Genomic DNA, 22,386 nt, shown 5'->3' on the forward strand with positions numbered 1-22,386 from the left:
CGGCCAGGTCCCGTGGGTGGCGTACGAGCCGCAGTTGGCCTTCTTCGTCAGGCAGTCCAGGGTCTTGGTGACCTCGGCCGGGGAGACGTAGCCGTTGCCCGCGTTCGTGGAGGCCGGCATGCCGATCGCGACCTGGTCGGGGCGCAGCGGCGGGAAGACGTTGTTCGCATCACCGGCCACCGGGAAGCCCGTGAGCAGCATGTCGCCCCGCACCTCGGCGACGCTTGGCCGATTCGGTCTGGGCGAGGTGCCGCTGGCGATCGGCGATGAGCTTCGAGCAGCCGATGAGCCGTATTAGCTCCGCGAGGCCCGGCCGACCGGAATCGGATAGGCAGAAGCGCGTTCGCGCTGCCATTCCTGCAGCAGGCACGGAATACTGGGGTCATGGTTCAGCAGTCTTCTCTTGGTGCCACGCAGTCCGCCGCTGATGTGCTGCGCGCGCGGTATGCCGAACGTCTTCCTAGCGCCCTTGAAGATCTCGTTGGCCCGCGGCACGGTCAGGTCGACCTGCCGCTCCATATCGCCTGGTCAGGACTGCGTAGCTACGACCTCTCCCGGCCCCGGCAACGCATGAGTCTCTACCGGACAGTGCTCGCCGAAGGCCAGCGCGACGACATCACGTCGTTCTTGAACAGCGACCTTCTGCGCGACCAGTGGCCCCTTATGCGGACCATGATCAGCAGGCACGTGCGCGAGGTGTGGGAGACCGCCTTCCCCGAGCTTCAGCGTCAGGCGTCCGCCGCCGCGTGAACCTCAGCAACCTTCATCGCCGCCTGTTGGCAGATGTCCTGGCGATCGGTACGCCGTACCCATTGGTGCTCACTGGTGGCTATGCCGTGCAAGCCCATGGGCTCGTCGATCGCCTGAGTCAGGACATTGACGTAGCTACCGAGAACCCGGCTCCCATGATCGACATCGTCAGAGACCTGGCCCGCGGCTTGGCCGAGCGAGGCTGGCGGGTCGGAGTGATCGGTGTGGACCCGCTCTCAGCGCGCCTGCTCGTGACCAGCAGCGACACCGGCGAGGAGTGCGAGGTGGACGTACTCAAGGAAAACCTGTGGTCAGGTCCTATTACCACTCCCCACGGGCCGGTGCTGGCACTCGATGACGTGATCGGCACCAAGGTCCGCGCCCTGGCCGATCGCGCGGCGACCCGCGACTTCATCGACGTTCATGCCGCCGCTGGCGACCACACGTTCCGAGACCTGGAGACGCTGGGGGAGCGCCACGGACGAGGAGATTTCCGCCTGGAGGACCTGCGCGACCGCCTCGGCGCCGCCGAGTGGATGGATGACATGGAGTTCGAGGCGTATGGGCTGTCTGCGGATGACATCCACGCTCTCAGACGGTGGGCCCAGCACTGGATCGATGATCTTGAGCGCCGGCTTGGCACCGACGCGGACGAACTCGATGAATAGATCTTGCCCCCTGAGGGCCTGGGCTCGGTCTGCGTCACCACACACGCCACAATGGCTGCCGCCGGAATCGCCATCTCACCGCCGAGGCGGGGAGAAAGCGACTGCCTGGCGAAAGTGGCGTGGTTCACCCCGGAGGCCCTGCGGATCATCTCCGACGGCCTGAGGCCGCTCCGCGAGCGCTTCGGCGACAGCCCGGCCGCGCTGACCCGCGTCGCGCTCCAGGTATGCCTGCAGCGAGCCGAGAACGCCGCCGTCCTCGTCGGCTTCACCAGTCCCGAGCAGGTCAAAGCGAACCTGACCGCCGTCGGCACCCCGCTGACCGACGACGAGCTCGCCTTCGTCCGCGACACCCTCAGCCGCCTCCAGCAGAACCTGGACGCACACAGCGAGGTCTTCCTCGACGAGAAGGACGCCGGCCGATGAACCCCGCCCCTGCGCAGCTTTCCCTGCTGGCCACCGGCGAGCCCGCCCGCCAGCCGGCCACCGACGCCGTGCGGCTGCTGCTGTTCAACGCCCAGCACGCCTCCCCGGACCGCTCCCGCCGGCAGGCCCACTGGATCGCCGGCCAGGACGGCGCCGATATCGCCGTCCTCACCGAGGTGTCCTGCGCCCAGGGCGGCGACGCCCTCGTCGCCGCGCTCACCGAGCGCGGGTACGCCACCGTGATCGCGCCCCGCCCGTCCGCGCCTGACTACCGCACGGTCATCGCCTGCCGCACCAGCACCGTCCAGACCGTCCCCAGCCTGGTCACCCTCACACCCCACCGCGCCCCGGCGGCCCGCGTCACCGTCGGCGGCCACGACACCGCAGTGCTGGGCCTGTACGTGCCCTCCCGCGGCCCGAAAGACCAGCGCAACGTCGCCAAGCGCGCCTTCCAGGAGTCGGTCACCGAGAGCATGCCACGGCTGCTCGCCGCCTTCCCGGACATGCCCGTCATCATCGCCGGGGACCTCAACGTCATCGAGCGCGGCCACCAGCCCCCGCACAAGGTGTTCGGCAACTGGGAGTACACCTTCTACGACTCCTTCCAGACCGCCGGCCTCACCGACACCTTCCGCCACCTCCACCCCGACGAGGTCGCCCACTCCTGGTTCGGGCGCAGCGGCAACGGCTTCCGCTTCGACCACATCTTCGTCTCCACACCCCACGCCGAACGCGTCCTGGCCTGCGACTACCACCAAAAAGCCCGCCAAGCGGGACTGACCGACCACGCGGTCATGACACTGCGCCTGGGTCTGCCGTCCACCCCGAGCGAACCGGGCGAAGCCCCAGCGACGGAGGCTGGCTGACAGCCGGCCGCCGCAACAGACATCGGCGCTTCGGCCCACCTCGCCCCTCATGCGGCCAGCCCGCCGGGCTACACCTGCCCGCCGGTGCGGACCTCGGCGATTCGGCCAACCATGCGGCTCGACAGACCCGTTGTGCCGGACGGGTCCATGCACCTTCCACGCGGCGCCACCCGCTCTATCCCGGGAGTTTTGGAGCGACTGAAACACACCAGTTCGATATCTCGGCCTGCTCGTTGAGCATCACGGATCAGCCGTGACCGACAGATCGGGGGACAATGTGAGCACGGGCAGTACATCCGCGCAGCAGGGCGAGAGCATGCCGGAGGCGAGTCCTGCACAAGGCGCTGTGAGCACGCCGCAGGAGGAGTTCCTCTACCGGGACACCTCCCGGATTCAGGCCGGTGAGTACCACCACCTCGACTTGGGATACGCGTTCACGACGCGGAACGCGGACGTCGGCCAGGTTCAGGGGTCCGAAGTCACGGGCGCAGGCTGGTATCCGCTCTCCGAAGCCGCACGCCTCGTCGGGCATCGGATTCATCGGGCAGCCGTCCTCCCGGGCCCGGCGGCCGGGGGCGAAGTCCGGTGACGGATACCATCAAGGCCCCGCGGCCAGCGACCGCTTGGAGCGCTCCGGCCTTTCGGCTCCTGCTCGGAGCCGATGCCGTGAGCCTGTCGGGGTCGGCGGTAAGCGCCGTCGCCCTACCCGCGCTGGCCGTGCTGGAGTTGCGCGCCTCCACCACCGAGGTCGCCGTGCTCGCGTTCCTCGGCCAGCTCCCGAACGCATTCGCGCTGTGGGCCGGGGCCCTGTCCGACCGGCACCCCAAGCGCCCTCAGCTGATCGCGTCGGATCTGGCGTCGGCCAGCGCGCTGGTGAGCATTCCGGCCGCAGCCGTCGCCGGGGCGCTCACTGTCGGGCATCTGTACGCGGTCGCGATCGTGCTCGGTGCGGCCAAGGTGGTACACGGCGCCGCGGCGATCAGCCTGCTGCCGGCCCTCGTCGATCCGGACCAGCTCCACGACGCGAACTCGAAGATCGGCGCCGCGTCCTCGGTGGCCGACAGCGCCGGCACCAACGCCGGGGCCGCCCTGGTCGGTGCCGTCGGCCCCGCCCGCTCGGTCCTCGCCGATGCCCTGTCCTTCCTCGCCTCCGCAGTGCTCCTCTGGCGCATGCCCGGCCCCGAGACCGACACCGTGCCGCGCGCTCGTACGAGCCTGGCCCGGGACATCGCAGACGGGGTGCGCTACGTAGCCCGGCAGCCCACGATCCGCACGGTGATCGCCGCTCTGTCGACACTCTCCTTCGGCCTGGCAGTCATGAACACCTACTGGGCGTACTACCTGCTCGACAGGCTGGGAGCCTCCCCGCCCGCATACGGGGTGATCATGGGCGTCGGAGGCTCCGGCGGCGTGGCCGGTGCCTTGCTCGCGCCGAGGATCACTGCCCGGATCGGCATCGGGCCCACGATCATCGTGGGCTTCGCGGTTAGCCCCCTCGCCCAGGTGCCCCTGCTGTGCGCCGGGCCCGGCCTGCGGTGGCAGATCGTCCTGACCGCCGCGCTGGCGGTGCAGCTGTTCTGGGCGACGGCTGCGGGGACCAGCCAGCGGTCCCTGCGTCAGGCCTTGTGCGACCCCGTCTTCCAGGGCCGGATGCAGTCCGCGAGCACCACGCTCACCGCTGGGGCCCGCCCGCTCGCCGCCGCCACCGCCGGCGGCCTGGTCCTCCTTCTCGACGTCCGGGCCACCCTCGCCATCGGCGCGCTGCTCCAAGTCGTCCCCGTCGTCGTGCTGCTGGCCTCCCCTATCCGCGCGCTGCGAACGATCCCCGCCCGTACGGCCGTGCCACACCCCCGCGAAGGAGCCTCCTCATGACCACCGCGTCTACCACGGCAACGGCCTACTGGGAGCCGCTCTGGTCCCAGGGCCGCCGCTACCGGCAGCTTGACGACAGCGAGAACCAACTGCTCGAGCAGCATCTCGGCGCCGGCCGCGGCCGCCTCGCCCTCGACATTGGCTGCGGCGACGGCTCGCTCACCCGGCGCCTCAACGAGATCGGCTTCCGCCCGACCGGCATCGACTGCTCCCCCAGTGCCGTGGCGCTCGCCGCAGCACAGGACCCCGGGCCCGGCCGCGTGCCGGTCTGGCAGTGCATGGACTTCACCACCGACGACCTCGCCACCCTGCCGGAGCCGGCGTACCCGGTCATCACCTGCCGACTCGTCTACCGGTGGATCGACGACAAGGCCGCCTTCCTCGACCGCGTCCGCCGCCTCCTCGCCCCGGGCGGCACCTTCTGGGTCGTCACCGAAATCACTGGCCGCCGCCCCGCCACCGACCCCCTGCAAAACCTCGGCATCACCCCGGCCCAGGCCGAACTCCTGACCACGGGCTGGTCCGCCGTCCGCACCGCCGACCTCGACGTCCTGCGCTGCTACGCCCTGCGCCCCTGCCCCCCCTGCGATCTGATGGAGGACCGGTGACCACCGAGCAAGGCACCGTGGAGACCTGGAACACCTACGGCAACCACCAACTCGCCAGGCGGCTGGAGCTGCCCGAGCTGGACCGGTGGCACTGGGGCATCCCCGACACCGGCCCCGGCATCGAGGTCTTCGGCGACGTGGCCGGCCTCCGTATCCTCGACCTCGGCAGTGGCCTTGGCCGGCACGCCGCCCACCTCGCCGCCCGGGGCGCCGACGTCACCGCCGTCGACGCCTCACCCGCACAGCATCAGCGCGCCGCAACCCGCTACCCCGACACTCCGGGCCTGCGCCTGGTGTGTGCCGACGCCGCCGAGCACCTGCGCGACGCCGACCCGTACGACGTCATCTACTCCGTCTGCTCCGTCCCCTACCTGGACCCGGCCCGGTTGCTGCCCGTCCTGGCCAACGGCCTCAAGCCGGGCGGCCGCCTCCTCTTCTCCGCGCTGCACACCAACTCGGCCGGTACCGGGCCGTCTACTGAGGTCGCACCGCGGCCCGAAGTCCTGCGGCTTCCCGGCACCACCGACGACCACTCCGTCGACATGTGAGTCCTCACCCCGCAGCTGTGGGAGAACCTCCTGGTCCGGCACGGTCTCACCATGGAGGCGGTCACCGCGATCGACTCCGACAAGCCGGACAACCGCGTCTCCTACCGGCTGTACGCCGCGCGCCGCCCTCACCGCGTGCCGAGCCGCCCCCGCACAAGCGCACCGCCCCCGCCGAATACCGCGCTGGGCGTCGGCGTCATCGTGCACGGCCCGGACGGTGTCCTGCTCGGGAGGCACCGGCGCCGCACGTGGGAGCTCGCCGGTGGAACCGTCGAACCGGGAGAAACCCTCGCTCAGGCCGCCGTCCGCGAACTCCGCGAAGAAGCCGGCCTTGTGGCGGATCCCGGCGACGTACGGGTGCTGGGCACGCTCCTGGACCGGGTGGGCGACGTCGTCCGGGTGACAGTGCCTGTCGTCGTCACGCAGTGGTCCGGCGTCCCGGAGCAGCACGAGGAGGCCATCGGATCCTGGCGGTTCTGGCCCCTGGACGCGCTGCCCGGCCCGCTGTTCGTACCGAGCGCCCAGTGCTTGACCGCCTGGAACCCCAACCTGCCACTCGATCACCCGCCCGCCCACTTCCAGGCCTACCGCTCACCCGACCGTGCCTAGCCCGACGCCCACGCCCCAACGCGTTCGACAGGAAGGCACCATCGTGATCCCGCCCCCTACAGATGTATCCCGCCCGTCCCTTCTAGGTGTCTTCGCCCACCCGGACGACGAATCGCTCCTGGCCGGCGGCGTCCTCGCGCAGCACGCTGCCGCGGGCGCCGCGACCGCCGTGGTTACAGCCACCTGGGCCCCCGGCACCCACCGGGCCGCCGAACTCGCGGACGCGCTCACGGTCCTGGGGGCCGGAAAGCCCCGGATGCTCGGCTACGCCGACGCCCGGATCCCCCAGTCCGCTCCCGGCGTGCCCCGCCTGTGCGACGCCCCCCTCGATGACGTGGTCGAGGTACTCGTCGGACACATCCGCGAGCTACGGCCGGACATCGTGGTCACGCACGATGCATACGGGCAGCTCACCGGGCACCCCGACCACATCCACACCCACCGCGTGACCCTGCTCGCCGTCCACGCTGCCGGGCTCCGCCACCTCTACCCGCACGCCGGCGCCCCCTGGCAGCCCAGCGCGCTGTACGTGGCCACGCACCCGGAATCGGGCATCGACGAACTCGGCAGCCTTCTCCAGCATGTCGGCAAGAGGGTCCACAGCGCCCCCGATGAACAGGTGACCGCGACCGTCGACGTGAGCCCCTGGGCGGAGACCAAGTGGGCCGCGATCCTCGCCCACCGCAGCCAGGTCGAGAGCCAGCGCCCCCTGCCGGCCCTCCTGTCCAGCCTCGCTCCCGACGCCCGGCACCAGATTCTCGCCACCGAGTGGTTCACGCGTCTGGACACCACCCCCGCGCCCGGGCCGCAACGGGATCTGACGCCCTGACTCCCTTCGTCGTCCGACAACGCCGACACCCACCCCCTTCGCCAACCCTCAAGGAGCGCCCGTTGACAGCACACCCGTCGAACCCACCGCTGTGGGGCGTGATCGGCCAGCTCGCCGCCCTCTTCACCAGCCTGGACTCAGAACGCGGAAGCAATCAGGGCGGCTGCTGACGGAGATTGTCCAGCCACGGCTGCAGAACACCCCGTACCGTTTCGTGCTGTTCCGAGGGCAGAGCTGTGAGGGGTGCGGGATTGCGGCTGATCCAGTGGTGCCGGTGGTGGCGAACGTGGTCGAGGTTGATGTAGTGCCACTGATGGCGCTTGAGTTTGGCTCCGAGGCGGTCATTGACTGTGTCGACGACCGTGAGGTCGTCGGTCAGGACGAATGCTCCGCCGTCAAAGCGGACGTGGCAGTTCGGGCAGAGGCACAGCAAGTTCTCGGTGAGGTCGGGTCCGCCGTCCTCTTTGGCCCGGATGTGAGCCGCTTCGCTGTAGCGGTGGCGGAGTGAGCGCAGGACCAGGGTGGTGGCGCATATCTGGCAGGAGTCCTGGTACCACTGCTTGAGCTTGCGGACGGCATTGATGCCGCTTGGCGAACGATTTCCGTGGGCGTATTCGCCGTAAGTTTGCCCCTCAGGGGTGTTCGAGAGGACGGGAGAGGCTTGGCCTTCTGACGTCGATACGTGGCGCATGGCGTCATCCACGTACTCGACGATCTGATGCACCATGTCGCGTTCCATGGAGACAAGACGGCAGGTGTCCTTCACGGCGCGGCGGGCGAGTGACCATGCGGCCCTGATGTGGGTGCCGTGGATGGCGGTGCGTTCGGCCGCAGCGAGTGTGCCGGCCATGCGGGAGACGTGATCGCCGACCCGGAGGAAGAAACCGCCGTGCTTTTCGGGTAGAGCCGTGTCCCACCCGGCCTCCGCCTCACAGACCGCGTCCAGCAGTTCTCCTGCGTGAGGGGTGTAGGTCAGGCACGGCCGGGTGTGGAAGGCCCACCGGTATGCATCTGCCAGGTCGTGCTGCCAACGGTCCGACGACGCTCTCGCCAGAGGGGCAGGTGCGCTGCGCTGGGCAAGGTGCAGGACACGCGACCAGGTGGCTGCATCCGTGGACAGAAAGCCGCGCCACGCCTTGAGGGAGGGAGTCCACAGGGCGCCGACGTGTGGTGGAGCGGATCTGTGGCGTCTGAAGCCCCGCGTGGGAATGTTGTGCCGACCGTCCCACGCCATGCGCGTATGGCTCTCCAGGAGAGGACTTCTCCAAGAACTGCCGGGGCCAGCCGTGAACGGAGAACCGGTCAGGAGAAGCGCTGAGGTGCCCGTACCGGCGTGCTCTGCCCGGCGGGTGGAATGCACTGCTCCGCTATACATCCGTCCGTTCGTCACATCATGGTGGGTCGCCAGCGGAGCAGAGCCTCCCAGGAGACGGCGAAGGGTATCGACGAGCCGGGATCCGTCGGACGCATCGTCATGTACGTGCGCCATCCAGACCGTCAGCGGGGCGCTGGGCCAGGAGACGATCGAGACCGCGGGGGAGACGGCTGCGGACCACCAACTGATCGCGCCCGCATAGAGGTCTGTCGGGTTTAACCCTGCCGGGGCGGCTTCGGCTGTGGCCATCTCCCCGAGCGGTCCTCGCAGGATGACATCGTCGTCCAAGGCGCTTCCTTGTCGTCGTGCGGCGTTGTCTGGTGAGCTGATCTTGTCCCATACCTCTGACAACGACTGAGGGACGAGGCGATGCGATCGACGCGACGCTGCCAGACAGCGGCTTGGGGGCCGTTAAGTCAGTTTGAGGGGAGTGGGACGCCCATGATGGTCGATCTGTTTTCACTGAGTGACGTTCGTTCTGACGGTGTTGGGCTGGTCAAACCGTGTAGAAGAGCGTGGGGGCGGGCGGTGCCCGTCAGTTGTCCTGGGCAAGCAGGAAGTCGCGCAGTTCGGAGAGCGTCCGGGTCGTGCCGTCCACTGTCAACGACCAGAAGGTCCACCCATCCACCTTCTCGTCGCCGGTAGCCATCCGCGCTGCGGACGTGGGCGTGGCCAAGGGCTGCTGGAAGCACTCGATGATGCCGTCCGCCAACAGGGTCGCCCTGGCCGGGCCCCGCTTCCCCCGGCCTGTCAGCGCGATCCCACCTGCCGAGAACGCCTCGGGGGGCAGGGCGGCCACCAGGGTTCGCAGGTCGACGCAATGGGCCGCCGCCGTGGCCGCCGGGGGCTCGGTTCCGTCACCCGCGCGTTCGGCGACATCGTCCCCCGCCCCTCCCTCAGGGGACAGCTCGTCTTCCGAGCGGCCGTAGGCGAGGAGCGCCAAGCGTTCCGCTGCCGCTGCCGCTGCGCTCCACTCCGCGGTCGTCCGGGTCAGGTCGTCGATCTCCTTTCGGGCGTACCGCGCCACAACGGCGTCGTCTCTGCGGACGAGGTATAGCTCGACGAGTCCCATCACCTTGTCGATCAAGGTGGACCTTCTCTCAGTGAGCCGGTCGGCATTGAGTGCGAGTATGCGTATGGTCTCCTCCACCCGGCAGAGATCCCGGGCCACCTCTTCGTCGGAGTAGGGCCGTTCGGGCCTGCGCCGGGCGTAGCCCCGGCTGTCGAATCCGACGAGATCGGCGTCCTCGGCCACCACGGGATCAAGGAGCACCGGCAGTTCGCACTCCAGGCGTTCGCCTACTGACGCGCGTTGTCCGAGTAGAGGGAAGCGGGCTCCCTTGCCCGGCCCGGCGCTTTGGTTGCCGTAGCGAGCACCGCCGCTGTTGCAATGGTGGCAGGCGAGGCGGTAGTTGGCGGGATCATAGGCGAGCCACCAGTACCCGCGGTGCTTGGCCTCGCCGGTGACGGCGGACTTCGGCCGGTAGTGGTCGACGTGGTAAGGCGAGCGATCGACCAGGGTCTCGCAGTACCAGCATTTGTCCATGAGGGCGATCAGCCGGTCGCGAATCGCATCCTCCCGCCACATCTCGCGGAAGGAGAGCTCCTTGTCTGCATCCTTCGCGTCCTCGTGGAGCTTCTCGAGTTCCTTGGCGGCTCTGTCGGCCCACTGCTGTGGCGCGGTAAGTCCAGTGTTGTCTACGTGGCGCACCGGGATCAGACCCCCCGGGAGAAGCGCTCGTCGAAGAGGACGCGTGCGGTCGCTTCGAGCTCCTCACCCGTCACAGATCCATTTCTGGCTCGTTCGATGAGCTCCGCGCGTCGCCGGTGCAGTTCCGCCAGGAAGGAGGAGAGCACCTTATCGCGGCGCCCAGTGGCGAACCCTAGTCCGTCGAGCCGGTCGGTCACCTCTTGGAGTTCTCGGCGTGCTCGGGGGTCGTCCTTGGCTACAGGAGTGAGACGATACTGGGTGTCGATCAGGTCCTGGGTGTGTTCGTCGAGTTGGCTCCGAAGGCGGAACAGGTCCGAGGTGAGCAGCCCGCCAGCTCCTTGGCCTCGTGGGTTGGTGCCCGGGACGAGCGCCATGGTCCGTCCGTCGGCGTCCGTGTCGAGTACCCGGATCTGCTGCCGCAGCATGTTCGAGACGAGGAGGGGCTCGTGGGTGGCGGCGATGAACTGTGAACGCTGTCCATCGCCGAGCATGCTCTGGACTGACGAATACCAGCGTCGGCTCCACTCGGGGTGGAAGTGCGCGTCGGGTTCGTCGAGGAGGAAGAGTGACTCCTGGCCTCGCTGGAGTCGCAGAAGACCGAGGACGGTAAGGATCTGCTGTTCGCCGGAACTCAGTTGGTCCGCCCGGAGGACGGCGCCATCCGCCTTGCGGACGCGCACATCGACCGTCAGGTAGCTGGCCATCTGAAGAGTGGAAAGGAGCCCGAACATCGACAGGTCGCTGTCGAAGAGGTTACGGAAGGCGAGCACGTCCTCGGGGCCGCTCATGGTGAGGGCGAACCCGTCGTCGGGGGTGCCTGCGCTATATAGCGGGTCCGATTCCGGCACCGGTCCGAAGCGGCCGGATGCTGCCGCCTCGGCGAACAGGGCGCGCGGCGGCCCGCCCAGCCCCCAGTACGGCAGGGCCGACAGATCCTCCCCTACCGACGCAGGGGCGCGCAGGTGCAGCGTCGCGGATACCACCCCGTCTACCCTGGCCTGCTCCCTGAGGTAGTCGCCGAAGACGTCCGCCCACTGGCCAGCCAGGGAGAGCAGGACCAGGGGGAGCCAGTCGGGCGTGCACAGGAACCCCCGGGCGTAGAGCGGGCACGTGATCGGCAGCTCCAGCTGTTCCGACCACACCCCCTCCTCGCTCTCCGGCCGGTCCTGCCAGGCAAACCAGGACTCCGTCCACTGCTCGCGCCACGTCGCCAGCTCCGCTTCGGCGAAGTGCACGTGGCGCTCGAACTCGGAGCCCCAAGGGACCCGCCCGTGCACCTGATACCCGAAGACGTGGTCGGGAAGGTGGCGGAACCAGTCGTGTCGCGGTGTCTCGTCCCGCGACCCGGCGGCGTCCGTCACCCACATGACCGGATCCGCCTCGGCGGACGGCTGCACGATCTCGACGGTCGTGTCACGGAGCCGGTAGCGCACCTCGTATCCGAAGTCCGTACGGCCCGAATGGCCGAGGGCGCAGCGGTAGAGAGCCCCGAAAAGCTCCGCAAGCGCGTGCAGGATCCGGGACTTCCCGCCTCCATTGGGGCCAATCAGTACGGCGATGGCCTGCCCCTTGTCGACGGCGCTCTCCAGGTCGAGGGTGAAGTCCCACAGGCCGCGGTAGGCGGGCAGCCTCAGCTGCAGCAACTGCATCGGATTCCCCCCTTTAGCCGGACCGGAACGTGCGGGCATCGCGCGGCGGCGCGAGTTCCTTCGCAAGCCTGGCGAACCGTCGCCAGACGTCCTCCAGCCGCTGGGAGATCTGCTGGGCGATCAGATGCGGCTCTGGAGCGTCTCCCGGCTCCTCCTCGCCCAGGTCGGCGCCGAGGTCGAGGTTGACGTCGGGCCTGGCGAGGAGCGCGTCGACGGAGTAGGGCTTGAAGACCCGCGACGCGACCCGGGAGTCGCGCGGGTGCCTGGGCCGATAGGCAGCGACGAACGCGTCGAGACCGGAGCTTTCCGGGGAATCAGCGACGGCCGTGTGTCCGGCCCGCGCGTCGTAGACCCAGAGGTGGCGGGTCGCCGGCGATCCGTCGGGGCGTGCCGCGGCCTTCTCGAAGAACAGGACGTTGAGCTTCACCCCCAAGGAGCCTCCGGAGAACCCGATGGGGAGGCGAAGCAGAGTGTGTACGTCGCACTGCTTCAGCAACTGTTTCCGTACCCGTTCGCCTGCGCCCTTCATGAAGAGGACGCCGTCCGGTACGACGACGGCGGCCCGGCCGCCGATCTCCAGCAGGGTGTAGACGTGCTGAATGAAGTTCAGCTGCTGGTGGCTGGTGGCCGCCCAGAAGTCCGGCCGGGCGAGGGCAAGCTCCTCAGCGCCATGGAGGTCGGGCGTGCCGGTGGACGGGGGTACCCAGCGTCGCTGCCCCAGTGGCGGATCGGCGAGGACGAGGGTGGCCTGGCGGCGGGGGCCCACGGTAAGGGAGTCCCGCACCTCGATGGCCGCCCGATTGCCGTCGAGGCGCTCAACGCCGTGCAAGAACAGGTTCATGGTGGCGAGGCGCGCCGTCGCCTCCACCAGTTCCGTCCCACGGATCGCGCCGTGTGATAGCCGTTCCCGCTGGACGGGCGGGACGCCCGGCAGGAGATGTCGGGCAATGTGCTCGAAGGACCGTACCAGAAATCCCCCGGTGCCTGCGGCCGGGTCCACGATCGTGTCCTCGACGGTTGGACGGCAGCACGCGACGATGGCGTCGATCAGCTCCCGGTGGGTGAAGTACTGGCCTGCGGCGGTCCGGTGATCTTGAGCGCACCGGGCGAGAAATGCGTCGAAGACCGGGGCACGCCACTCCGGCCGTTCGTCCCACCACGAGAACCCCTCCCCGACCTGTCGGATCAGGTTCTGGAGGTGCAGCGGGCGGCGCAGGCGGTTCTGCGCCTTGTGGAAGATGCGGCCGACCACGCCGCCGCGCTCGCCAAGCTCCGCCAGGAGGGCGCCGTAGTATTGGACCAGTTCCGTGCCCTCGTGCAGCGCGAGCTCGTCCCAGGCGTCGCGCCCCAGGACGTCAACGCGGTTGAGGGGCCGGTGCCGCAACTCCTGCGCCACCTTGAGGAAGAGCAGGTATGTCACCTGCTCGCCGTACTCCAAGGCTGTTAGGCCGTCGTCGCTCAGTAGCGGGAAGGAGGACCAGAGGCGCTCGGCCCGGCGCTCCACCTCGGAAGGTCGGTTGACAGACCGTCGGGCGGGCGTCGTCGGCGGCACGGTCAGTGCTCCCTTGAGTCGTGCGTCGTTCTCGCTGCTCGTCGCAGCGCCGTGGGGCAGCCTCCCCGCGAGGGCCTGCTCCCGACAGCTGTCCCGCAGCAGGTCCGCCATCGCCAAGGCTTCCTCGGCTGAGGCCGTGACGGAAGTGAGTTCGCTGCTCCACGCCTCCAAGCTGGCGAGGAGCGTGCCCTGTTCGGCGAGTGGAGGCACGGGGACGGGGGTCTGCCGCAGCTGGTCGAGGCCCAGGGAGGCTAGGCCAGCTGTGCTCCGTGCGGCGCCCTGCAGCTGGCGCCGGCCGGGCCCGTTCGCGTACAGGGCGAGCAGCCGGGGGTGCAGGGCGTCCCCGGCCATGCGGACCCGTGCCACGTGGTGGTTCGGTACGTACGTGCGATGGGAGGAGTCCTGTTCCCACACCCGGGCGAAGCCGAGGCTGTCGGGCTGTCCGCTCAGCACAAAAAGGACATCCCCGGGGCGCAGCCGATTTACCTCCGCCTTACGGGCGTCCAGCCGCACCGTCGGCATCCGCTCGTGTGGCCATTGCTCGCCCCGGAAATCGGCCGGGCGCAGGGACCCCACCTCGACCTCGTGCGGATCGTCGGCCCGCCGGCTGTCCGCCATGGGCCCGCGTACGACTTCGGCCAGCTCGCCGAGGGCGACCCAGCGCCATCCCACGGGGACGGCGGGCAGGGGGGCGCGGTGCGCGGCCGTGGAATCCTCCGGCTCCGCGTACAGCCCGATCGTGGTGCGGCCGAGGACGCCGTGATCGATCACGAGGGTGCGGAGGTCTTCTACCCGCCGCAGCGTGTCGCGGACGGCGGCTTCCTCTTCGTCGACCCGGGAGAGCCAGAAGGCGAGAGAGGTCTTGATCCGCTCCTGCTTGCATCGTGGGGGCAGGGGCAGCCGAACTCGTTCCAGGTCCCGTGCCGCGATGTGATGCATGCCAGCGCCCTGACGTACGGACGACTCGATCTGGCCGCGTACGGCCCGGGACTCCCACGCCAACACCAGGTACTCGGGGTCGATCAGCCGCTCGTCGACCCTCACCCGCACCATGGTGCCGGGGTACGTCATGGGCCCGGTGGTCTGGCGGACCAAGGCGGCCCGCCCGATCCGCGCCCCCGGCCCGCCGCTGCGGCTCATCAGAATGTCTCCCGGCCGGATCAGATGGTCGGCCGCTTCCGCTTCCGCTGCCGAGGCCCACGGTCCCTCCCGGGACTCGCCGAGGTCGGCCATCGCCGACCGCAGCGCGGGCAGGCGGAGGACCGGTACCCCTCCCGGGACGGCTTGACCTGACCGCCCCGCCGCCAGCGGCTCGCGCAACAGCTCACCCAGCGGAACCTCGGTCCAGTCGGGCGGCAGTCCCGTCCTCACGCCAGCACGCTCCGCAGCTCGTCCAGCAGGCGGACCGCACCCTGCTCCCTGAAGGCGCGCAGGAAGCCCGACGTGCCGCCCCTGAGGGTGAAGGGAACGGCGTCGAGAGATGCGGCGGCGAAATGTCCGTCGGCCGCCATGCCGTCCGCGATGTGCTCCATCCACCAGACCTGGTCGGAGTCGAAGGACCGTCCCTGGCGTTCCTGGTGGTCGATCCACGCGTCGAGCCGGTCGAAGACCTGGTCGCGGTAGGGGCGCGGGCGCGGCTCTGAGCCCGCTTCGTACCGGACGAGGGCAAGGAGGTCCACGGGCCCCTTCGGTGTCCGCGGCCGACGGGGATCCGACACAGTGACACCGGCGCGTTCGTACACGCTCCAAATCCGCTCCGCCGTCAGGCTGTGGGGCGGCTGCGCCAGAGACTCGACCCACGAGCGAAGCCTCCGGACGTCACCCTCAGCCAGGCCCCCTGTGCCGATAATCAGCTCCTGCGTCGGGTCGTTGCCAGCCCGGAGGAAGGACCGCCAGCGCTCCATGACTTCGGCGTCGTCGACGGTTGCGGCGGCGGTCGGGGCCGGGGCCTCGTCCGCGTCCGTCCCTCGCCTCTGCTTCCGCGTCGTGGAAGGTTGACTGGCATGGTGTCGTGCGACGTCGACCGGATCCACGACCACGCACTGGGTCTTGGCCGACGCGCCGGGGGTGACCGCCCTCAGTTCCGCCGACGCGATAGGGCGCGTCCCGACCGCGAGCATCTGGAAGAAGTGATATGAGGACTTGACGTCCCGCAGGAACAGCAGGCATTCGACGGGGGCGATGTCCGTCCCGGTAAGTAGATCCACGACGACGATGATTCGCAGTTCGACGGTGTTACGGAACTGCGAAGCAGCCGGTACGGTGATCCGCCTTTGAGTGTCACCTTCTGGCAAAAGCCAGGCCCCTGCCCGAAGACCGCGCGCACCGCGTCGACTACCTCGTCCGCATGCTGGTCGTTGGCCGCGTAGACGACGGTCTTGGGCAGCGCCACGTCCCCGGAACCGAGCCTCGCCCGCTCGGGGAACATCGACGGCAGCCCCTCCTTGAACGCCGTCAGCGCGGCGTGAAGCGCCTTGCCACTCACCACGGAGCGACGGTGTCCGAGGGGTTCCCCCACGTCGAGGTCGAACTCCTCCTGCAGAGTGTCGGCCGCCCGCTCCGATCGCGTGGGGAGGTCGCCAATACGGTAGATGGTGACGTCCACAGCTCGGCCGTCGGCGACGGCTTGCTCGAAGGTGTAGGAGCTGACCAGATTGCCCTGGAAGACTTCCAGCGCCCGGTCCGTCGGGGTGGCCGTCAGGCCGAGCACCGGGGCGTCGAAGTAGTCGAACAGCGCACGCCATCGGGGGGAGACGGACCGATGGCAGTCGTCGGCGATGACGAGCTCGAAGGACTCGGGGGCAGATTTGGCCGATAGCGGACTCCGGACGCCGGATTGCCCCTGGACAGGGCCTTGTGGAGCCGCGGCACGGTGCTCACGACCACTCCCTGGGACGGCACGGCGTCCAGGCCCAACCGCTCCACCCGGTACGACTCGGTGAACTTCCGGCCATCGTCGCCAGGGCCGGAGTACGCCGCGAAGGTCGCCAATGCCTGGTTTTCGAGCTCCACCCGGTCGACCAGGAAGAGGATCCGGCGGGCCCGGGCGTACCGCAGCAGACGGTGGGCCGCAGTGACGGCCGTGACCATCCGGCCGCCCCCAACAGCGATCTGGGCCATGGCCCGGCGCTCGCCCCGGCGCAGCGAGCTCTCGAACGCCCGCACCGCCTCGTACTGCACGGACCAGAGGGAGTCCCGAGGGTAGCCGTCACCACCGAGGTCCGGAAGACGGTGGCGCACGCGACCCTGAAACGTTGGCGCCTGGGGGTCGGTCGCGGCTTCGCGTAGCCAGCGGGCGACGGTATCCGGCTGGTGGAAGGTGAAGACCTCCCGGGGGCGCGGCTCGGGGTCATCCCCATTCCGGAACAGCACCCGGACGCCGTCACTGGCGTATATGTAGGGCATCCGCCGCTCCGCGGACGACGTCGACGGGGTGCCGGCCTCACGGGTCCGGACCATCGCCGCGCGCAGGTCCTCGCGGGGGGACCGCACCGCGACCGTGCCCACCGGCTGACCGTCGACGCGGAGCACGTAGCCCGATCCCACCGCCCAGTCCGGTTGCGCCGGGCCCCGCATCGCGACCCCCCGCACCGGTAGCTCGTCCGGCGCGTCCGAATCATCCCGTACGGCCCATCCCGCCTCGGTCAGCAGATCCGCGACGCGCCACTCCGCCTCCAGGAGGGTCGAACGCGCCTTCAGGGATGCGCTGGTGGCCGTCTCGGCGGGCGTACGCCGGTCGAAGGTCCGCCGCAGCACGGGGACGTACTCGTCGAGTAGGGCCACCCAGGTGGCCAGGTCGGTCACCGGCTCCCGTACGGCCACCTGCCGGCGCGGTGAGCTCGCCGGGGCGTCGTCCCATACGGCAGACGGGACGAAGGAGAGCGCGTCACGCACTCCGGTCCGCAGTCGGAAGTACCAGACGCCCAGGTCGAAGCACTGGCGTACGAGACGTCGAGCACGGGACCGGTCGTCCCGTCCGCCCTCGCTGCCGGGTGCGGGGTCGCTGGAGCGGCGCAGTTCGGTCAGCGCGCGGTGTACCGGGCCCTCGGCCGCGCTGTCAACGGACTCCGGTCCGAGCAGCCGGGCGGACTCCGCGGTCAACACCTCCGCGAACTGCCGGGACTGAGCGAGAGATCGGTCCGGGCGGGCGTGCGCGTCGGCCTCGGCACCCGCGCCGTACAGCAGCAGGAGGGGCTCCAGCGGCAGCAGAAAGCCGAAGTTCGCGGAAGCGGCGGCCAGCTCCGCCAGGGCTTCCTCGACAGCCACCTGGTGCACTCGGCCCACGTTCCCTTCACTCTTCGTCAGCGTCGCCGGCGACCGTGGCACGGCGTCGAACAAGCACCCCAAATCTATCGCCTCAGGTCGGGCCTCGGGGCCCGACCTGAAGGGACTGAGGTTCCCCTGAGACGCGGGAGATGGTCACAGAAAGTCAGAAGGGCCTGATGATAGAAACATCAGCAAACGGCATTTCCTGCCAGCTCTCAGACGCCAACAGGACCAAGGCCCATGCCTGGAGCAGGTGCCAGAAGCCACCCTGTATACGGTGGAGCACAGGCGCGAGTGTTGGCCCCGGCTTCCGCTCGAGCCACCGCAGGGTCTCAGCTGGTGTACCGTCCACCGACACATCACTAGTGGCATGGGAGTTGGGGGGCTTCGGGTGATCGAGTTGAAGATCCCGGAAATCTACTGGGACGACGAGAAGGCTGTGAGCCTGCTGGGTGAGTACTTCACCCGACGACGCTCATGCGGTGATCTGTTTTATTCCGGCGCGTGCTTCGAGCGCCTGGGCGGGGGCGGGGACGCCGAGTACGTCGCGTACTGCTTCGACAGCAACGACCTGGTGGCCATCACCATGCTCAGTGTGTCCCTGGAGCCGCATGGCGCGATCAACTTGCTGACCGACCCCGACGGGCACTGGGCGCGCCTGCTGTCGCTCATCCCTCATGACGCAGGTTTGGAGACCCATCGAAGTGATGCGCTCATAGTGCAAGGCGGACCGGCCTGGGAGTTGTGGGAACGCCTGGCCGGCACCAAGCAGCACCCCGGCAAGCCCGACGGCAGCGGTCCGGTTGTCGCAGGCAAATTGCTGGCCCGCAAGCGTCCGCACCTCATACCGATCTACGACATCCGCGTCAAGCAGCTCTTTGAACGACCGAAGACAGACCACTCCTTCTGGGCAGCGCTGGCTGCGGCCCTGCGGGCGGACAACGGCGCCTTCTACGATCAGTTGGCCCGTCTCCGCGACAAGGCGGGGATCGGTGCGGATATCGGCGTCCTGCGTGTGTTCGACGTCATTGCCTGGATGCATCAAGGACGGCAGGGGCAGGTCCCGACGAGCTGAGCTCTCGGGTGGAGTACGGCGGGGAGGCGTAGGCGGAGGTCACCGAGCTGGCAGTCTGATCGACTGCCCCCGCATTCGATGTGCTTCCGATGACGCATCATCTGGAATGCGTCGAGACCACGAGCCCACGACCAAGGGCGTTCGAACGCCACTTCCACCGGCTCGACGGTGATGCGCTGATCTTCACCGCCATGACCAAGGGCCGGACTGGCCGCCGCCTCAACGACGGCACCTGGCGCTGAAAGACTGGCTGGTGACTGGCCCTCGACGGCGCCTGCTACTTCGGCAGCGACGGCGAGCCGCAGCCCGCCTCACACCATCTGCCGCGCTCCATGCGCCATACCTGCGCCTCGTCGCTCGTTCAGTCGGGAGTATCCCTCTCGCTTTCCCGCCGATAGGCGCTGCGCAGCACGATTGTTTTGTCGGTGGGGGCGCGTACCGTGGGCCGGCACACCGAACTCGCCGTAGGAATCGCCATGTCACTCACCGCGGAGCAGTCCGTTTCCGTCGCCGTGCCGGCCGCGCGGCAGCGTCGGCCGCGACGGTCGTCGGTCCGTCACGGGCAGGCGTCGTGCGCCGACTACGGCTGCACCCGCGCCGAGTGCCGCCAGGCAGCACTGCGCGCCCGCCGCCGACGCAACCAGGACCGCGCGCGCGGCCGATCCGCCCGCGTCCCACCCCATGCCGCCGCCCGGTGGGCGGCCCGGCTGCGCGAACGGGGCATGTCCGCCCAGGACATCGCCGACCGGGCCGGCCTGTCCGTGACCCTGGTCCGCCGAGTACTCCGCACCCACACGCAAGACCCCATGGCCCGGGACATTGCTCGCACCTCGGCCGACGCCATCCTCGGCATCCCGCTCCCTGCCCGCCGCACCCCCGGCGCCCCCGGCCTGACCGACTCCGCTGAAGCATCCCGGCTGCTGGCTGACCTGGCACGGGCCGGATGGCCGGCCACCACACTCGCCCAGAACCTGAACGTCAACGCCCGCACCATCGCCGAAGTCCGCGACAAACGCCCCCGCCTCCACCTCGACCTGGCCCTGCAGATACGCCGCCTGCACCGCCACCTGATCAGCCTCGACCCAGCCGACTACGGCATCCACCCCACCACCATCGCCCGCACCCGCGCCGCCGCCGCCCGACGCACTGCAGCGACAACCGTCTGACGCGTAGCTACACCACGATGACCGGCTCGTACCTATCTTCCAGCCTCAGGCGGGACGAGTCCTATTTGAAGGCGGCCGGTACGGCGTCCTCGGCCATCAAGCTGTCCCGCAGGGCGCGAGCGCCCCGCTCTTCACCGAAGCGCAAGGCCACCACCGGCCGACCATCCCGAGCAGACCGGCTGCCCGGTTGGGCCGGGAGGACGGGCCAGGCGGAGACCGGTGCGACTCGCCTCGGTCAGGCCAGGCGCCGCAGGGCGGCCGCGGCGGCCTCGCCGCCCTCGGGACGGCCGACCGCGGCCGGACGGCCGACCGCGGCCTCCAGGGCGTCAACGACCGCCTCACGATACTCTTCCACCCCGGCGACCACGCTGGCCAGGACCTCGGACACCCGCCGGGGGAAACGCGGGAGAACGGCCAGCAGTTCGGGAATCGCCGAGCTGGCCTTCGGCCCCCAGTGTGCGAGAAGCCCCAATAGGTACACCGATTCCTCCTCCCCCACGCCGTCCGACGCCAGACGCGCCCGGACCGCCTCAAGCAGTGCGGCATCGCAGGCGAGCGGCCGGACATAACGAATCCGACCCCCGGCCTCGGACACGACAGTGGCCGCCAGCGCCCGCGGCCGGGTCCGAGAGGTGCCGCGCGAGAAGGGAACATCCCCTCGGGAACGTCCGCAGCAATAAGAACCGACAGGGCCCGGTCAGCGAGGACGTCGTCACCTGACGCCAAGTGCACGAGCTCCCGCGCGACGGCGTCGTCGTTCTTGCGCCACGCATTTACGAGGCGCTCTGCCGCCGTGCCCAGATGGGCCAGTTCTCGGCCTGCCGAGTCCTCTTCGCGGGATCCGGATTCTGGCCGTGACCGCCTCAATGGCCGGGGCGTCACCGGCCTGGCCCGCGGTGACGTGGATAGACAGAGGCCGTGCCCGGCTATCACTGGCCAGGTGGACCCTTCGTACTCAAACCACCGCAGTAATGTCCGAGCGCGTGGTCATCGGGCTCGGACCGGCCGGAGCCGGGCATGTGCCGGTGGAGGGGTTGGCTCAGCTCGTCAGGGACAGAATCAGTGCGGCGCTGGGAGCGCAGCGAAGTCGGCCTTCGTGTATGGAGGCGACGGCTTCCGGTAGGGGAACGCGGAGGACTTTCAGATCTGCCTCGGACGGTTCCGCAGCGGTCGGACCGGAGCTTGGCTGGTCGACGCGCCATAGGTGCACCCGGCAGTCGGTGAGGCCTGGCAGGGGGTGGAGGAAGCCGTGCCCGGTCCAGGTGCCGTCGTGGTAGCCCGTCTCCTCGGTCAGTTCGCGGCGTGCCGCGGTCAACGCGTCGTTGTCGTCCGGATCGACGGATCCGCCGGGCAGCTGCCACAGGATACCGGCGAGGTAGTGGTACTGCTCGATCAGGACGAGCTGCCCGTCAACGAGGGCCGCCACCCGCACCTGGTCGGGTGCCTGGATCCAGTCGTAGTTGCCACGTCGTCCGTCGGGCCTGGTGATCTTGTCACGGTGCACCCGGAAACGGGGGGTGCGGTATGGCGTCTTGCCGCCGTGCCGGGTCCATGATCCTCGCTGTTCCACGGAAAGCACCGTACCGGTCCGGCCTGCGGGCCGGGATGGCCAGGTCGAATCCGGTGGACCGCCCACTTGTCAGCTGCCCACGGGTCCACGGGGCGGCGCCACGGTGCGGGGTCGATGGACCGAGTGTGCGTCGATCATCGCTTCGGCGTCCCGAACGCCGGCAAGTCGCGCGAACGCCAGCAGGTAGCTGCGGGCGTTGCCCTGGAGCAGCCGCAGTTCGGCGCGGCAGTCCGCGGCGAGGGGCCACTCCATCTCGGGACGTCCCGGTGATGTCTCCTCGAAGGCCCGCAGGCGCGGGTGCCACCGGGACAGGAACGGGCGCAGTTCGAGGTTGAGGAAGTTCACGGCCAGGCATTCCACGGTCATCCCGACGCTCACGTGTGTGGAGGGGCGACTGATCTTCAGGGTTTCTCGGGTGGTCGCGAACAGACCGTACAGGGATGTCAGAGCCTCCCGCAGCAGGCCGTCCTCTTCGTCGAGTCGTTGCACCGACACGCGCGTCACCGACTCGACGAACAGCTGCCAGGCGACCTGTCGGGAGTCGTTGTTCACCACGAAGGTGAGTTCACTGAGCTGCGGTACGGTCACCTTCACCTCCGCGAGGCGGGCGGAGCGCCGGTAGGCGTCGAGGCCGCCGGCAACCAGGGCGCCCGCCAGGGCGCCGGTGATCGCGAAGAGGAGGGAGCCGCTGGTGTGGCCGATGGCGTGGACGCCGAGCCCGACTACCACCCCCGCGATTACGGACAGTCCGATGCGTGCCGTGCGACCGGCCTGCCTGCCGAGTCGGCTCATGCGCGTCCCCACGATTGTGTGTGCCCGCTCCTACCAGCCACGGTCCAGCCCTGGCCC

Annotated in this window: 23 protein-coding genes and 1 pseudogene; 13 read left to right on the plus strand and 11 right to left on the minus strand. The window is 69.4% G+C overall.

Annotated features, from left to right (window positions below; all coding sequences use genetic code 11):
* Positions 1-204, minus strand: a pseudogene (locus E4U91_RS35400) (chitinase); the annotation flags it as partial.
* 180 nt (positions 205-384) lie between these two features.
* On the opposite strand from E4U91_RS35400, the gene E4U91_RS35405 reads away from it, so the two are divergent.
* The 10 genes from E4U91_RS35405 to E4U91_RS35450 all read left to right on the plus strand — a co-directional run bounded on the left by E4U91_RS35405 (position 385) and on the right by E4U91_RS35450 (position 7,173).
* Complete coding sequence (locus tag E4U91_RS35405) at positions 385-750, plus strand: hypothetical protein (protein ID WP_137311188.1); 366 nt, start codon at positions 385-387, stop codon at positions 748-750.
* A complete protein-coding gene (locus E4U91_RS35410; RefSeq protein ID WP_137311189.1) occupies positions 747-1,418 on the plus strand; it encodes a nucleotidyl transferase AbiEii/AbiGii toxin family protein in 672 nt (223 codons plus the stop codon). Before E4U91_RS35405 ends, E4U91_RS35410 begins: the two co-directional genes overlap by 4 nt.
* Positions 1,419-1,469: 51 nt before the next feature.
* The gene (locus tag E4U91_RS35415) at positions 1,470-1,841 is read left to right on the plus strand and encodes an aldo/keto reductase (RefSeq protein WP_137311190.1); all 372 of its coding nucleotides are present in this window, start codon (positions 1,470-1,472) and stop codon (positions 1,839-1,841) included.
* Entirely contained in the window at positions 1,838-2,707 is an 870-nt protein-coding gene (locus E4U91_RS35420) for an endonuclease/exonuclease/phosphatase family protein (RefSeq protein ID WP_137311191.1), read from the plus strand. The genes E4U91_RS35415 and E4U91_RS35420 overlap by 4 nt, the downstream gene beginning before the upstream one ends.
* Positions 2,708-3,053: 346 nt before the next feature.
* A complete protein-coding gene (locus E4U91_RS35425; protein WP_206666940.1) occupies positions 3,054-3,296 on the plus strand; it encodes a hypothetical protein in 243 nt (80 codons plus the stop codon).
* Positions 3,293-4,579 (plus strand): MFS transporter, encoded by a 1,287-nt coding sequence (locus tag E4U91_RS35430; RefSeq protein WP_277755374.1) that lies wholly within the window; start codon positions 3,293-3,295, stop codon positions 4,577-4,579. The genes E4U91_RS35425 and E4U91_RS35430 overlap by 4 nt, the downstream gene beginning before the upstream one ends.
* Entirely contained in the window at positions 4,576-5,187 is a 612-nt protein-coding gene (locus tag E4U91_RS35435; RefSeq protein ID WP_137311192.1) for a class I SAM-dependent methyltransferase, read from the plus strand. The genes E4U91_RS35430 and E4U91_RS35435 overlap by 4 nt, the downstream gene beginning before the upstream one ends.
* Entirely contained in the window at positions 5,184-5,735 is a 552-nt protein-coding gene (locus tag E4U91_RS35440) for a class I SAM-dependent methyltransferase (RefSeq protein WP_137311193.1), read from the plus strand. The genes E4U91_RS35435 and E4U91_RS35440 overlap by 4 nt, the downstream gene beginning before the upstream one ends.
* Before the next feature lie 51 nt (positions 5,736-5,786).
* Positions 5,787-6,344, plus strand: coding sequence for an NUDIX domain-containing protein (locus E4U91_RS35445; protein WP_137311194.1), 558 nt, complete (start codon positions 5,787-5,789; stop codon positions 6,342-6,344).
* A 43-nt stretch (positions 6,345-6,387) separates the two neighbouring features.
* Entirely contained in the window at positions 6,388-7,173 is a 786-nt protein-coding gene (locus E4U91_RS35450; protein WP_422070948.1) for a PIG-L deacetylase family protein, read from the plus strand.
* Positions 7,174-7,327: 154 nt separating this feature from the next.
* Here E4U91_RS35450 and E4U91_RS35455 read toward each other — a convergent pair whose 3' ends face one another.
* The 7 genes from E4U91_RS35455 to E4U91_RS35480 all read right to left on the minus strand — a co-directional run bounded on the left by E4U91_RS35455 (position 7,328) and on the right by E4U91_RS35480 (position 17,735).
* Positions 7,328-8,836, minus strand: a complete 1,509-nt coding sequence (locus E4U91_RS35455) for an HNH endonuclease (RefSeq protein WP_137311195.1) — start codon at positions 8,834-8,836, stop codon at positions 7,328-7,330.
* Positions 8,837-9,083: 247 nt separating this feature from the next.
* Positions 9,084-10,259, minus strand: a complete 1,176-nt coding sequence (locus tag E4U91_RS35460; RefSeq protein ID WP_137311196.1) for an HNH endonuclease — start codon at positions 10,257-10,259, stop codon at positions 9,084-9,086.
* A 5-nt stretch (positions 10,260-10,264) separates the two neighbouring features.
* Positions 10,265-11,908 (minus strand): ATP-binding protein, encoded by a 1,644-nt coding sequence (locus E4U91_RS35465; protein ID WP_168218303.1) that lies wholly within the window; start codon positions 11,906-11,908, stop codon positions 10,265-10,267.
* Between the two features lie 13 nt (positions 11,909-11,921).
* Positions 11,922-14,693, minus strand: a complete 2,772-nt coding sequence (locus E4U91_RS35470; protein WP_137311198.1) for an N-6 DNA methylase — start codon at positions 14,691-14,693, stop codon at positions 11,922-11,924.
* 134 nt (positions 14,694-14,827) lie between these two features.
* Positions 14,828-15,580, minus strand: a complete 753-nt coding sequence (locus E4U91_RS39345; protein ID WP_338326718.1) for a type I restriction-modification enzyme R subunit C-terminal domain-containing protein — start codon at positions 15,578-15,580, stop codon at positions 14,828-14,830.
* On the minus strand, positions 15,538-16,239 hold the full coding sequence (locus E4U91_RS38315) for a hypothetical protein (RefSeq protein WP_168218329.1): 702 nt from the start codon (positions 16,237-16,239) through the stop codon (positions 15,538-15,540). Before E4U91_RS38315 ends, E4U91_RS39345 begins: the two co-directional genes overlap by 43 nt.
* Positions 16,158-17,735 carry a DEAD/DEAH box helicase family protein gene (locus tag E4U91_RS35480; RefSeq protein WP_137311200.1) on the minus strand — a complete coding sequence of 526 codons (1,578 nt, stop codon included), beginning with the start codon at positions 17,733-17,735 and terminating at the stop codon, positions 16,158-16,160. Before E4U91_RS35480 ends, E4U91_RS38315 begins: the two co-directional genes overlap by 82 nt.
* Before the next feature lie 382 nt (positions 17,736-18,117).
* Between E4U91_RS35480 and E4U91_RS35485 the strand changes: the two genes are divergently transcribed.
* From E4U91_RS35485 to E4U91_RS35490, 3 genes are all read left to right on the plus strand, one after another.
* Positions 18,118-18,801: a DUF6308 family protein gene (locus tag E4U91_RS35485; RefSeq protein WP_137311201.1), complete on the plus strand. Its 684-nt coding sequence runs from the start codon at positions 18,118-18,120 to the stop codon at positions 18,799-18,801.
* An 89-nt stretch (positions 18,802-18,890) separates the two neighbouring features.
* Entirely contained in the window at positions 18,891-19,043 is a 153-nt protein-coding gene (locus E4U91_RS38320; protein ID WP_168218304.1) for a hypothetical protein, read from the plus strand.
* A 234-nt stretch (positions 19,044-19,277) separates the two neighbouring features.
* Complete coding sequence (locus E4U91_RS35490; RefSeq protein WP_137311202.1) at positions 19,278-19,967, plus strand: DUF3261 domain-containing protein; 690 nt, start codon at positions 19,278-19,280, stop codon at positions 19,965-19,967.
* A 235-nt stretch (positions 19,968-20,202) separates the two neighbouring features.
* Here E4U91_RS35490 and E4U91_RS35495 read toward each other — a convergent pair whose 3' ends face one another.
* The 3 genes from E4U91_RS35495 to E4U91_RS35510 all read right to left on the minus strand — a co-directional run bounded on the left by E4U91_RS35495 (position 20,203) and on the right by E4U91_RS35510 (position 22,329).
* Positions 20,203-20,562: a hypothetical protein gene (locus E4U91_RS35495; protein WP_137311203.1), complete on the minus strand. Its 360-nt coding sequence runs from the start codon at positions 20,560-20,562 to the stop codon at positions 20,203-20,205.
* Positions 20,563-21,006: 444 nt separating this feature from the next.
* Positions 21,007-21,537, minus strand: coding sequence for an NUDIX domain-containing protein (locus E4U91_RS35505; RefSeq protein ID WP_168218305.1), 531 nt, complete (start codon positions 21,535-21,537; stop codon positions 21,007-21,009).
* A 69-nt stretch (positions 21,538-21,606) separates the two neighbouring features.
* The gene (locus E4U91_RS35510) at positions 21,607-22,329 is read right to left on the minus strand and encodes a hypothetical protein (protein WP_137311205.1); all 723 of its coding nucleotides are present in this window, start codon (positions 22,327-22,329) and stop codon (positions 21,607-21,609) included.
* Positions 22,330-22,386 lie beyond the last annotated feature (57 nt).

The sequence above is a fragment of the Streptomyces lasalocidi genome, assembly GCF_005280215.1.
Lineage (GTDB): Bacteria > Actinomycetota > Actinomycetes > Streptomycetales > Streptomycetaceae > Streptomyces > Streptomyces longwoodensis.